This is a genomic window from Streptomyces sp. NPDC002144 (genome assembly GCF_053593695.1).
Map to the genome: position 1 here is coordinate 52,612 of NZ_JBSFDB010000007.1, position 12,509 is coordinate 65,120.

9 protein-coding genes are annotated in these 12,509 nt (G+C 70.6%); 6 read left to right on the forward strand and 3 right to left on the reverse strand.

What is annotated here, in order from left to right; translation table 11 throughout:
* Positions 1-65 precede the first annotated feature (65 nt).
* A complete protein-coding gene (locus tag ACWCQ1_RS12610) occupies positions 66-857 on the reverse strand; it encodes a dioxygenase family protein (RefSeq protein WP_133045827.1) in 792 nt (263 codons plus the stop codon).
* Between the two features lie 97 nt (positions 858-954).
* On the opposite strand from ACWCQ1_RS12610, the gene ACWCQ1_RS12615 reads away from it, so the two are divergent.
* A complete protein-coding gene (locus ACWCQ1_RS12615; RefSeq protein WP_133045826.1) occupies positions 955-1,470 on the forward strand; it encodes a MarR family transcriptional regulator in 516 nt (171 codons plus the stop codon).
* Between the two features lie 107 nt (positions 1,471-1,577).
* Here ACWCQ1_RS12615 and ACWCQ1_RS12620 read toward each other — a convergent pair whose 3' ends face one another.
* Both ACWCQ1_RS12620 and ACWCQ1_RS12625 read right to left on the reverse strand, forming a co-directional pair.
* Positions 1,578-3,119, reverse strand: coding sequence for an MFS transporter (locus ACWCQ1_RS12620; RefSeq protein WP_133045825.1), 1,542 nt, complete (start codon positions 3,117-3,119; stop codon positions 1,578-1,580).
* A 111-nt stretch (positions 3,120-3,230) separates the two neighbouring features.
* The gene (locus tag ACWCQ1_RS12625) at positions 3,231-3,893 is read right to left on the reverse strand and encodes a TetR/AcrR family transcriptional regulator (protein ID WP_358592604.1); all 663 of its coding nucleotides are present in this window, start codon (positions 3,891-3,893) and stop codon (positions 3,231-3,233) included.
* 284 nt (positions 3,894-4,177) lie between these two features.
* Between ACWCQ1_RS12625 and ACWCQ1_RS12630 the strand changes: the two genes are divergently transcribed.
* From ACWCQ1_RS12630 to ACWCQ1_RS12650, 5 genes are all read left to right on the forward strand, one after another.
* Positions 4,178-5,455 (forward strand): M6 family metalloprotease domain-containing protein, encoded by a 1,278-nt coding sequence (locus ACWCQ1_RS12630; RefSeq protein ID WP_451026436.1) that lies wholly within the window; start codon positions 4,178-4,180, stop codon positions 5,453-5,455.
* 490 nt (positions 5,456-5,945) lie between these two features.
* Positions 5,946-7,610 carry an IclR family transcriptional regulator domain-containing protein gene (locus ACWCQ1_RS12635; protein WP_451026437.1) on the forward strand — a complete coding sequence of 555 codons (1,665 nt, stop codon included), beginning with the start codon at positions 5,946-5,948 and terminating at the stop codon, positions 7,608-7,610.
* 191 nt (positions 7,611-7,801) lie between these two features.
* The gene (locus ACWCQ1_RS12640; protein WP_133046010.1) at positions 7,802-9,049 is read left to right on the forward strand and encodes an ROK family transcriptional regulator; all 1,248 of its coding nucleotides are present in this window, start codon (positions 7,802-7,804) and stop codon (positions 9,047-9,049) included.
* Between the two features lie 11 nt (positions 9,050-9,060).
* The gene (locus ACWCQ1_RS12645; protein ID WP_451026438.1) at positions 9,061-10,905 is read left to right on the forward strand and encodes a glycoside hydrolase; all 1,845 of its coding nucleotides are present in this window, start codon (positions 9,061-9,063) and stop codon (positions 10,903-10,905) included.
* A 324-nt stretch (positions 10,906-11,229) separates the two neighbouring features.
* A complete protein-coding gene (locus tag ACWCQ1_RS12650) occupies positions 11,230-12,501 on the forward strand; it encodes an ABC transporter substrate-binding protein (protein ID WP_133045820.1) in 1,272 nt (423 codons plus the stop codon).
* Positions 12,502-12,509 lie beyond the last annotated feature (8 nt).

Below are 12,509 nucleotides of genomic sequence, written 5' to 3' on the forward strand. Positions count from 1 at the left end.
CGAAGCTGAAGTCCCCGAAGGCGTAAGTCCCAGGAGCCTCAGCCCCCGAAGGACCTCAAAGGACCTCAGCCGAACTGCACCGACCGCTTCGCCATCCCCATCCAGAAGCCCTCGATCACCGACTTCTGCGCGTCCAGCTCGCCACCGGCCTCCGCCGCGCCCATCGTGACGAACAGCGGGGCGAAGTGCTCGGTGCGCGGGTGGGCGTAACGGCCGGCCGGTGCCTTGTCGAGGAAGTCCAGGAGGCTGTCCCAGTCGCGGTTCTCCAGCGCCCGGTGCCCCCAGTCGTCGAACTCCGAGGACCAGGTCGGCACGCCGTTCCCGGCGTACCGCAGGGCGGCCAGGTTGTGGGTGAAGAAGCCGGAGCCGACGATCAGCACGCCCTCGTCGCGCAGCGGCGCCAGCTTGCGGCCGATCTCCATGAGCCGGACCGGGTCGAGGGTCGGCATGGAGATCTGCAGGACCGGGATGTCGGCGGCCGGGAACATCTCGACGAGCGGGACGTAGGCACCGTGGTCGAGGCCGCGGTCGGGGATGTCCTGAACGGGCGTGCCGGGGGCGCGCAGCAGCTTGCGGACGGACTCGGCGAGTTCGGGGGCGCCCGGGGCCCCGTAGGTCACCTGGTAGTAGTGCTCGGGGAAGCCCCAGAAGTCGTAGACGAGCGGGACCGTGTGCACCGCGCCGAGGGCGAGGGGGGCCTCCTCCCAGTGGGCGGAGACCATCAGGATCGCCTTGGGGCGGGGCAGGTCGGCGGACCAGGCGGCGAGCTGGCCCGGCCAAACGGGGTCGTCCGCGAGCGGCGGGGCGCCGTGGCTCAGGTACAGGGCGGGCATGCGCTCCTGGGTGGCGGCGGACATGGCGGCGGCTCCCTGATAGTTGAAATCTCAAACTCTATGAACCGAGCGTACGCCGGTTTTGTTTAATTTTCAAGAAGGGGTCTCGTACAGTAGATGCATGAATACGGCACCCGCATCCGCCAACGAGACCGAGACCCGCTGGCTCACCCCCGAGGAACAACGCATCTGGCGCTCCTACCTGCATGCCACCACCCTCCTCGAGGACCATCTCGACCGCCAGCTCCAGCGCGACGCGGGCATGCCGCACATCTACTACGGCCTGCTGGTCGGCCTCGCCGAGGCCCCGGACGGCCGGCTGCGGATGACGGAGCTGGCGATGAAGGCGAAGATCACCCGCTCCCGGCTCTCGCACGCCATCGCGCGTCTGGAGAAGAACGGCTGGGTGCGCCGCGAGGACTGCCCCTCCGACAAGCGGGGCCAGTTCGCGGTGCTCACCCAGCAGGGCCACGAGGTGCTCGACCGCACCGCGCCGGGCCATGTGACGGCCGTACGGCAGGCGGTGTTCGAGCGGCTGACCCCCGAGCAGCAGCAGGCCCTCGGCGAGATCATGCAGATCGTCGCCGAGGGCCTGCAGCCCGACGAGGCGGGCGCGGACCTGCCCTGGCTCCGCTGAGCCGCTCACTCAGCAAGACCAGGGCAGATCCCGGGGCCGTACGCGGGGGGCGTCCCCTTCCTCCCGCGTACGGAGGTTTCCGAAGGGGTACGGCCGTACGGGGGCCGTCAGTGGGCGATCACCGGGACGGCCAGATCGTCCTCGGCGCCCTCCTCGGAGCCGGTGACGGTGGTCGAGCCGGGGGTGCCGGTGTTGACCAGGGTCACCACGATCACCGCCGCGAGCACCAGCATGCCGACGGCGAACCAGATGGCGTTGGTGTAGCCGTGCACCTGGCCCTGCAGGGCCACCAGCTGCTGCTGGGACTTGGAGCTCGCGCCGGCGATGTGGTCCTTGATGTACGACGTCGTCGCGGACGCGGCGATCGTGTTCAGCAGGGCCGTACCGATCGCGCCGCCCACCTGCTGCGAGGTGTTGACCATCGCGGAGGCGACACCGGCGTCCCGGGGCTCGACACCGAGCGTGGCCAGGGACATGGCCGGCATGAACGCCGTACCCATGCCGAGACCGAGCAGCAGCATCGCGGGCAGGATCGTCGAGGCGTACGAGGAGCCGATCTCCAGCTGCGTCATCAGCAGCATGCCGACCGCGGCGACCAGGAAGCCGGGACCCATCAGGGCACGGGCCGGGACCCGGGTCATCAGGCGGGTGCCGATCTGGGTGGAGCCGACCATCATGCCGGCGATCATCGGCAGGAAGGCGAAGCCCGTCTTGATCGGCGAGAAGCCCTTCACGACCTGCAGGTAGTAGGTCAGGAAGAGGAAGGTGCCGAACATCGCGATGATGGCGATGCCGAGCGAGAGGTAGATGCCGCCGCGGTTGCGGTCGGTGACCACGCGCAGGGGCAGCAGCGGGGCCTTGACGCGGGCCTCGGTGACGACGAACGCGATCAGCAGGACCGCGGAGGCGACGAACAGGCCGACGGTCAGGGAGTCGCCCCAGCCGTCGGACTCGGCGCGGGTGAAGCCGTACACCAGCGCGACCAGGCCGAGGGTGGAGAGCAGGACGCCGGGGATGTCGAGCGGGTTGCGGTTGCGGCCGCCCTCCGGCTCACGGATGACGAAGTAGGCACCGAGCGCGGCGACGATGGCGAAGGGGATGTTCACGAAGAACGTCCAGCGCCAGTCCAGGTACTCGGTCAGCACGCCGCCGAGGATGAAGCCGACGGCGCCGCCACCACCGGCGATCGCGCCGTAGATGCCGAAGGCCTTGGCGCGCTCCTTGGCGTCCGTGAACATCACGGCGAGCAGGGAGAGCGCGGCGGGGGCGAGCATGGCGCCGAAGACGCCCTGGAGGGCACGGGCGCCGAACATCATGGCGCCGGTGGTGGCCGCCCCGCCGAGCGCGGAGGCGGCGGCGAAGCCGGTCAGGCCGATGACGAAGGCGCGCTTGCGGCCCCACAGGTCGGCTATGCGGCCGCCGAACAGCAGCAGGCCGCCGAAGGCGAGCGCGTAGGCCGTGACGACCCACTGGCGGTTGCCGTCGGAGATGCCCAGGTCCTGCTGGGCGGAGGGCAGCGCGATGTTCACGATGGTGGCGTCGAGGACGACCATCAGCTGGGCGAGCGCGATGAAGACGAGCGCCTTCCAGCGGTTGGAGTCGGGAGCACCGACGGTGCTTCCTGGAGCCTTTGAGGCTGTGTCAGACATGGGGGTACCCACTTCGGGACTTCGTGGCGGAAAAACGGAGACGAAGACTCACGGCCCGTCGTCGTCGACGGCCGCACTGCTCGGAGATTGGGACTGGTTCGGAGCGCTGAACTAATCGGTCAGGGGACGGCGCAGCTCCTCCATGGTGGTGGGCGTCCCCGGCAGGACCGACGGGGCCGGAGCCCTCAGGCCGTCCAGGAACAGCTGCAGATGACGGTGGACGAAGCGGTCGTTGACGAGGCAGCCGGTGCCGGCCGGGGGCCGGCTCAGCTGGGCGACGACGATCATCAGGTCGCCGACGCTCACATCGGTGCGGAGCCGGCCGGTCCGCTGGGCGCGGTCCATGAGTTCCGCGACGATCCGCTCCAATCGCTCGCGTGCCGCTTCGAGATCGGGGTGGTGCTTGTCGAAGGTGCTGGAGACCATCGGGCACAGCGCGCTGATCCGCTCGTCGGCGGCCGCGTGCACGAATCGCTCCAGCGCCTCGAAGGCGTCCCCGGTCTCGGCGAGTGCCTGCTCGGCCGCCTCCGACGTCCGGTCCATGACGGAGCAGACGACCTCACGGACGAGCGCGTCGCGATCGGGGAAGTTGCGGTACACCGTGGCGTTGCCGACGCCGGCCCGGCGGGCGATCTCGTCGAGCGGCACGTCGGGGCCGTACTCGGTGAACATCTCGCGGGCGGCGCTGACGATCCGCTCCCGGTTGCGCACGGCGTCGGCGCGGGGCCTGGTCACCTTGCGCTGTGCGGGCTGCGCGGTCGTCGTGGCGGTCACGGCGTCCTCCTCGGTTCTGGGGCCCGTCGACGGGCTCTTGGGTCAACGGGCGGTGCGATCCGGGGAAGCGCTCCCCGTTTCGCTCGGACGCATGGTTAAACGGGGAAGGCGTCCCCGGTTATTTCCCGCCCGCCGCCCTATTTCCTGTGATCTAGGTCACACCCGCGTTTATGCGGGGAAACCCCGTTCGGACTCCTCCAGCGAGCGCCCGCCCCGGCCCCGACCCAGGGTGATCCAAAGGGCGCAGCCCACCGCGACGGCTGCCATGGAGGAAGGGCCCGTGCATGCCGCTCAGCCGTCGGATACGCCCGCGCACGGTGGCTGCCCTCGCGTCCGTGACCGCGCTGATCCTGGCCCTCGGCACCTCGGCCGGCACCCGCCACCCCGGCACCGGCACCAGGGCGGCCGGGGCGGGCCCGAGCGCGATGGCCCGCAGCGCCGCCCTCGCACCCTGCATGATCACCGGCAACCGGACCGTCCAGATGTCCGAGGGCGTGCCGACGACGACGGGCTACTCCCGCTCCACGGGGACCGTGCACGCCCTGACGCTGATGATCGACTTCCCGGACGCGCCGGGTCCGGGCGACGCCCTCGACCGGTTCCGTGAGTTCTTCCCCCGGACCCGCGAGTGGTTCCGCACGGCCTCCTACGGCCGGCTCGACTACCGCCCCGAGACCCCGATCCCGCACTGGCTGCGCATGCCGAAGCCGTTCAGGGCGTACGGCATAGAGCGCGGCGCCCCCTTCGACCCCGGCTACCGGGAGCTGGTCCAGGACATCGTCGGCGCTGCCGATCCGCAGGTGGACTTCCGCTCGTACGACTTCCTGAACGTGCTGGTGACCCCGAGCGCGGGGCCCTCGGCGCTGGACACGGTGCTGTCGGTGACCTTCGCGGGCAACGCGGACGCGCCCGTGGCCGACGGTGTGCCGGTGGCCAACGCGTCCTTCGTGTACTCCCGGCAGGACGACGGCTCGGGCTCCTACGCGGAGACCGGCTACCGCGTCCTGCCCCACGAGAACGGGCATGTCTTCGGGCTGCCCGACCTGTACACGCAGGAGGGCGGGGGCGCGGTCGGCCACTGGGACATCATGAGCGAGGACTGGGGGGCCGACAACGACCTGCTGGGCTGGCACAAGTGGAAGCTCGGCTGGCTGGACCCGTCCCAGGTCAGCTGTGCGGCGACGCGGGGCACGACCGAGTACACGCTGACCCCGCTGGCCCGCGCGGGCGGCCCGAAGCTGGTGTTCGTGCCGGTCAGCGGCCGCGCCGGGTACGCCCTTGAGCTGCGCACCCGTGAGGGCAACGACGAGGCGGTGTGCCGGGCGGGCGTCCTCGTCTACCGGGTCGACGCGGACGTGGACACCGGGATGGGACCGGTGACGGTGTACGACGCCCACCGCGACAGCGGCGGCTGCACCCGCAGTCCCAACGTGAACGCGGAACTCTCCGACGCGCCGTTCACCCCGGGCGAGGTGTTCCGGGACCAGAGACGCCGGATCCGCATCGCGGTGACGGAGGTGGACGGCACGGGCGCGTACCGGGTGCGGGTCACTCGGCGGTGAGGGGGGCGAGGGTTTTGGGGGCGGGCAGCCGGGGCGGGGCAGGGCGCCTTGGGGGCTGGGCGGCCGGCGGTGAGCGGGGGCAGGCGCCGTGGGTGCTGGTGGCCGACGGTTTGCGGGACGGGGCGTCCCTGGGGTGCGGCGAAGTGCCCTGAGTGCTGGGCACCCGGCCATAGAACCGAGCCGGGGCGTCTTGGGGGCTGGGCACCCGGCGGTGAGCTGAGCGGGCGTCCTGGGGTGCTGGGCGGCCGGCGGTGAGCGGGGGCAGGCGCCCTGGGTGCTGGTGGCCGGCGGTTTGCGGGAAGGGGCGTCCCGGGTGCGGCGGAGCGCCCTGGGGGCTGGGCAGCCGGCCATGGAACCGAGGCGGGGCACCCTGGAGCCTGGGCAACCGCATATGAGCGGGGCGGAACACCCTGCAGCCTGGGCGCCCGGCGGTGAGGGGGCGGTGGTCGCATTACGGTAGGGCTGCCCTGACCGCCGTACCGGAGAAGCGATGCCCGCGAACCCCGAGCCCGACGCCGTCGCCTCGTCCGCCGTACCGGCCGAGGCGGTCACGCCGCTGATCCGCGGGGTCGCCGTGCTGCACCGGCTGACGGAGGCGGGCGGCACGCTGAGCCTGAGCGCGCTGGAGCGGGCGACGGGCCTGGCCCGCTCCACGGTCGACCGGGTCACCGCGACGCTGGCCCGCATGGGGTACGTCCGCCTCGACGGCCGTGACGTGTTCCTCGCCCCCCGGCTGATGGAACTGGGCAACGCCTACCTCGCCGCCCTGCGCCTGCCCGCGCTGCTGGACGCGCGCGCGGACGCCCTCGCCGACGAGCTGGACGAGTCGGTGTCCCTGGCCGTCGCCGACCGCGACGGCATCCGCTTCATCCACCAGGCCACCCGGCGCCGGGCGATGTCCCTCAGCTTCCGCATCGGCGACCTCCTCCCGGCCGAACGCACGGCGCCGGGCCCACTGTTCGCCACGGAGTGGACCGAACCCGACTGGCAGGCATGGCGAAAACGCCGGACGGCGGACCCGCAGGACAGAAGCTTCCCGGCGGTCCCGCCGCGGGAAGAACCTGGCGCCGCCCCGGACTTCGAGCGGCGGGTGGCCGCGGCCGCGGAGGACGGGTGGGCCTTGGACGATCAGTTGATCGAGCCGGGGCTCGTCGCGGTGTCCGTGCCCGTGCGGGATCCGCGGACCGGGCGCATCGTCTGCGCGGCCAGCGTCGTCAGTCACACCAGCCGGCACACCGCGGCCGACCTGCGCGACACCCTGCTCCCCCGGCTGCGTACGGCGGTACGGGCCATGGAGGACGATCTGCGCGCGGCGCCGCCGCGGAAGGGCGAGGCGTCGCCGTCCGGTCTCGCCACCTGGACCGGCGCGTCGAAGCAGGAGCTGGGCCGGGAGTTCGTCGAGTCGCTGGCCCGCGGACTGACCGTGCTGACGGCCTTCGGCGAGGGACGGTCCGCCCTGACCCTCACCGAGGTAGCCCAGGCGACGGGCCTGGCCCGGGCCACCGCGCGCCGGGCGCTGATCACGTACGAACACCTGGGCCTCGTCCGCGCGACGGACCGCTTCTTCGAGCTGACGCCCCGCGTGCTGGGCCTGGGCTTCCCGCCGCTCTCCCGTACGACCCTGCCCGAGATCGCCGGCCCGCGCATGGCCGAACTCGCCGCCCGCGTCCACGAGTCGACCTCGCTGTCCGTGCTGTCCGGCACCGACATCCAGTACACGGCCCGCGTCGCCACCCGCCGCGTCATGAGCGTCAACCTCGCGATCGGGACGCGGCTGCCGGCGTACGCGACCTCGATGGGCCGGGTGCTGCTGGCGGACCTGCCGGAGCCGGACCGTACGCTCGGCCCCCTGCGTCCTCTCACCTCGCACACGATCACGGACCCCGCCGCCCTGGCCGCCGTCCTGGACGAGGTTCGGGCAGCCGGCTACGCCCTGGTCGACGAGGAGCTGGAGGAGGGTCTGCGCTCCATCGCCGTCCCGGTCCGCGGCCGCACCGGCCGCGCCGTCGCCGCCCTGAACGTCGCCATGCACGCCGCGCGCCACTCGGTCGAGGGGTGCGTACGGGATATCCTCCCCGAACTGCGCCGCACCGCGGCCCTCGTCGAGGCCGACCTCCACGTGGCGGGCCGCTTCACCCGGATCCCGGTGTCCTGACCGGCGTCCCGGCGGGCCTCCCGCCCGGTGTTCCGGCCGGTGTTCCGACCGGGTCTCTTCAACTCTTTTCCAATCCCTTGTCGAAAGTCCCCCGCAGGCCATAGCCTTGCGCCGCGCCGGTGCTGGTGTCGGGACCGACCCGGCTCCGGGCCGCCTGGGAAGGGATGGGGACGACGTCAGTGAAGACGCCAGTGAAGCGCACCTCGCGTGACATCCGTACCGCGAACCGGTACGAGGTGTTGCGCCAGATCATCGCGGAGTCCCCCACCTCCCGCCAGGAACTTGCGGCCGCCACCGGACTGAGCCTGGCCACGGTCGCCACCCTCGTCGGCGAACTCCTCGACCTGCGGATGATCACCGAGGTCGGTTTCGAGGACTCGGCGGGCGGCCGCCCCCGGGGCCTCGTCGCCGTCAACGCGTCGGGGGGCGCGTTGATCGGCGTCGACATCGCGGAGACGTACGTCCGCGTCGAGCTGTTCGACCTGGGACTGAACGTCCTCGCCCGCGCCATCGAGGAGATGCGTCCCGGCGAGAACCAGCCCGAGCAGGTGGTCGCCCACGCCGCCGCGGCCGTCGGCTCGGTGGTCATGCAGGCCGGCGTGGAGGGCGCCCGGGTGCTCGGCGTCGGGGTGAGCGTCCCCGGCCAGGTCGACCGCGCCACCGGCGTCTCCGAGTACGCGCCCAACTGGGACTGGCACGACGTACCGCTGCTGGACCTGCTCACCGAGCACATCGCCTACCCGCTGTACCTGGACAACCCGCTGCGCGCCTGCGCGGTCGCGGAGTTGTGGTTCGGGGCGGCGCGGGGCCGCACGGACGCCGTGGTCGTCAACCTCGGCACCGGCGTCGGCGCCGGACTGGTCCTGGACGGGCGGCTGCACCGGGGCGTGAGCAACAGCGCCGGCGAGTGGGGCCACAACACGATCGTGCTGGACGGACGCCTGTGCCACTGCGGCAACCACGGCTGCGTGGAGACGTACGTCGGCGCCCCCGGCATCATGCTGAACCTGCGTGAACTCAGCCCGGACAGCACGCTGTTGCACCCCGAGGACCAGACCGCCACCATCGACGCGCTCTCCCGCGGGGTCGTCGCGAACAACCCCGTGGCGGTCAAGGTGGTCCGGGACACGGCCCGTTACCTCGGCGCCGGCATCGCCGACCTGGTCAATCTGATCAACCCCGAAGTGGTCGTGCTCAGCAGCTGGGTCGCCAAGACGCTGGGCGAGCCCCTGCTGGACGAGGTGCGCGCAGCCGTCGCCCGGCACGCCCTGAAGCGGCCCATGGCCGCCACCGAGATCGTCCTCTCCCCCATTCCCACCGACCCGGTGTGCCTGGGCGCGGCCACGTTCGCGCTCGAGGGGGCACTGCAGTCCGTGGGGCAGAGGGCCACCGTAAGACGCACCATCCCCGCAAGGAGCCGTACCGCACCACCTTCATGACGACGGAAGGGATGCACGTGTCTCACCCCCACCGCAGTAGACCGGTCCTGTTCGCGGCCGCGGCCGCGCTGGCCGTCGCGGGACCCCTGATATCCGCCCCGACCGCCTCGGCCGCCACCCCCACGGCGGCCGAGGTCTCCCCCCACGCCGCCCAGACGATCGACGACATCGGTGCCTCCGGCGCCTGGTGGGTCAACGACCTGCAGCACTTCAAGCCCGAGGTGCAGGCCCAGGTGGCCCGACTGCTCTTCTCCCAGCAGGGGTTGGCCCTGAGCTCGTACCGCTACAACATCGGCGGCGGCGGGGCCGCGGTCACCACCCCGGCCCGCGTCGCCGAGGACTTCCTGAACGCCGACGGCTCCTACGACTGGAGCAGGGACAAGGGCGGCCGGACCTTCCTCAGGTACGCCGCGAAATACGGCGTCAAGGACCTGATCGGCTTCGTCAACAGCGCTCCCGCACAGTGGACCACCAACGGGCAGAGCTGCGGCGGCCAGTTGAAGCCGGAGAACGAGGGCAACTACGCCAAGTACGTCGCCGACGTGACCCAGCACTTCGCCCGGCAGGGCGTGCGGCTGGACTACATCAGCCCCTTCAACGAGCCGGACAACGACTTCGGTTCGTGCGGCCAGGAGGGCATGAAGGTCACCGTCGACCAACGCGACGACATCGTGCGGGCGCTCGGCGCCGAGCAGAAGGCCCGCAAGCAGAAGACCTCGATCATCGCCGACGAGTCCAGCCAGACCACCCAGTTCGTCTCCGAGCTCCCGCAGTGGATCTCGCAGCCGGGCACCGCCCCGTACGTGTCCGCGCTCGCCCACCACACGTACAACAACCCGGGTGACGGGCAACTCGCCAACGTCTACGAGACGTCGAGGACCGTCGGCCAGAAGTCCTGGGCCACGGAGATCTGCTGCTTCGGCAAGGGCTCCACGGGCTGGAACCAGGAGTACGACCCGTCCATCGACAACGCCCTGCTGATGTCGAGGATCATCTACAAGGACTTCGCGACCGCCCACGACTCGGCCTTCCAGTGGTGGGTGGCCCTGGCCAGCGGCTACGGCAGCTCCCCCACCGAGAAGAACGACGTCGGCTGGAACGACGGCCTGGTCTACTACGACCCCGACTACGCGACGAACGGCAACCAGAGCCTGTACTTCACCAAGCGCTACTACGCGCTCGGCCAGTACAGCAAGTTCGTCCGCCCGGGCTCGGTCGCGCACAACGTGACCGGGGCGCCGGACGGCGTCGAGGTCTCCTCCTACGACTCCGGCGGCAAGTGGGTCGTCGTGGTCAACAACCACAACTCCGCCGACACCCCGCTGAGTCTGCACTTCAACAGCAAGGCGCCGGTACGGGCCGCACAGGCCGTACGGACGTCGGCCACCGAGAACTGGGCGAAGGTCGCCAGGCCCTCGGTGAGCGGTGGCACGGTGTCGGCCACGCTCGCCGCCCGCTCGGTCACGACGTACGTCTTCGACCAGAAGGGCCGCGCCAGTACGGCGGTCACGGGCGCGCTGGTGGGCAAGCAGTCCGGCAAGTGCCTGACCGCGAGCGACTCGGGAGCCGCCATCGGCACCTGCACCGGCACCTCCGAGCAGTCGTGGTCGTACGACGCCAAGGGCGGCCTGAAGAGCGCGAACGGGTATCTGACGGCCGGGAGTTCGGGCCTGACGACCAGTGCCGACTTCACCGGTGACGCGAGCCAGCGCTGGCTGCTCAACGCCAACGGACAGATCCTCAGCGAGGCGTCCGGCAAGTGCCTCGACGTCAGCGGACAGGCGACCGCCGACGGCAGCAAGGTGATCCTCTACAGCTGCAACGGCGGCACGAACGAGGCCTGGAACAGGGCCTGACGAGGATCCAGCAAGATCCGAGCAAGATCCGACCGGGATCCGACCAGGATCCGACCAGGATCCGACCAGGATCCGACCAGGATCCGACCAGGATCCGACCCCCACTGACCGAGGGCCGCCGGCCACCTGACCCCGGCGGCCCTCAACCTCCTTTCACCCCACCCCCGTTCGGGATCCCGAACCGCGTACAACGTTTCGCGCAGACTTCGTCCAACCCCTTGCCTAAGCCCTTCGCGAACGCTTAGCTTCCCGCACTGCAATCCCTTTGAGCCATCTGGCGCTGAGCGACAGAGCCGCAGCCGCAACAGAGACAAGGACGTCACCATGTCGGCATCGAGCAACAGCAACTGGTCCCGTCGATCGATCTTCCGGGCCGCCGCGGGCATGGCCGCAGCCGGCACCCTCGCCGCGTGCGGCAGCAACAACGGCCGCGGTGGATCCGGCGGGTCCGGTTCCGGCAAGCACCTGGTCCAGTACTTCCACGCCTACGGCGAGGCGGGTACGGAGCAGGCCCTCAAGCGGTACGCGGCCGCGTACAAGAAGGCCGACGTCAGCACCAGCTGGATCACCGGCAACAACTTCGAGTCCGCGCTCTTCGCGACCCTGCTCAGCAGCAAGGCGCCCGACGTCTTCGAGTTCCACCCGCAGCTGCAGCTCGTCAAGAGCGGCCAGGTGGCGGACCTCAGCGACCTCATCGACCCGGTCAAGGACGACTTCAACCCGAACGACATCAAGTCCCACACGGTCGACGGGAAGATCTACGGGATCCGGATGATCGACGACCCGCAGTTCTTCTTCTACCGCAAGTCGCTGCTGGAGAAGGCCAAGGTCGAGGTCCCGACGACCCTCGACGAGCTGATCGAGGCCGCCGCCAAGCTCACCACCGGCAAGGTCAAGGGCCTCTTCCTCGGCAACGACTTCACCGCGATCCAGAACTCCCTGATCTGGTCGGCCGGCGCCGACACCCTCGACGCGAAGAACCAGATCGCCTACCACACGCCGGGCGTCATCGAGGGTCTGAAGAAGCTGCGGACCCTGTTCACCAGCGGCCACGTGCTGCTGGACGCCCCGACCGACTTCTGGGACCCGTCCTCGCTCAACCAGGGCCTGTGCGCCATCCAGTGGGGCGGCATGTGGTCCATGCCGGCCATGCAGAAGGCCCTCGGCGACGACCTCGGCGTCTTCCCCTTCCCGAAGATCGGCAGCGCCGGCAAGCAGTCCGTCTACAACGGCGGCTGGTCCATCTTCGTCAACGCCAAGGGCAAGAACGTCGAAGCGGCCAAGGAGTACGTGAAGTGGCTGTGGATCGACCAGAAGCAGTACCAGGAGGACTGGGCCACCTCGTACGGCTTCCACATCCCGCCGCGCACCTCGATAGCCAACGAGGCCACCAAGCTCAAGTCCGGCCTGCCGGCTGAAGGCGTCAAGCTCTTCACGGACTACGGCCACTTCGACAACATCGGCTGGGACCAGACGATGATCACCGCCTTCAACGACGTGCTCGCGTCCTCCGTCCGCAAGAACGGAGACCCCGAAGCCGCGCTCGACGCCTGCGACAAGAAGGTCACCGTCGAGCTCAAGAAGCTGTTCGGATAAGCCGCCGG

Excerpts from the sequence above, each read along its gene's own strand:
- ACWCQ1_RS12610 (WP_133045827.1), bottom strand. The coding sequence starts at position 857 with ATGTCCGCCGCCACCCAGGAGCGCATGCCCGCCCTGTACCTGAGCCAC.
- ACWCQ1_RS12615 (WP_133045826.1), top strand. The coding sequence starts at position 955 with ATGAATACGGCACCCGCATCCGCCAACGAGACCGAGACCCGCTGGCTC.
- ACWCQ1_RS12620 (WP_133045825.1), bottom strand. The coding sequence starts at position 3,119 with ATGTCTGACACAGCCTCAAAGGCTCCAGGAAGCACCGTCGGTGCTCCC.
- ACWCQ1_RS12630 (WP_451026436.1), top strand. The coding sequence starts at position 4,178 with ATGCCGCTCAGCCGTCGGATACGCCCGCGCACGGTGGCTGCCCTCGCG.
- ACWCQ1_RS12635 (WP_451026437.1), top strand. The coding sequence starts at position 5,946 with ATGCCCGCGAACCCCGAGCCCGACGCCGTCGCCTCGTCCGCCGTACCG.
- ACWCQ1_RS12645 (WP_451026438.1), top strand. The coding sequence starts at position 9,061 with ATGCACGTGTCTCACCCCCACCGCAGTAGACCGGTCCTGTTCGCGGCC.
- ACWCQ1_RS12650 (WP_133045820.1), top strand. The coding sequence starts at position 11,230 with ATGTCGGCATCGAGCAACAGCAACTGGTCCCGTCGATCGATCTTCCGG.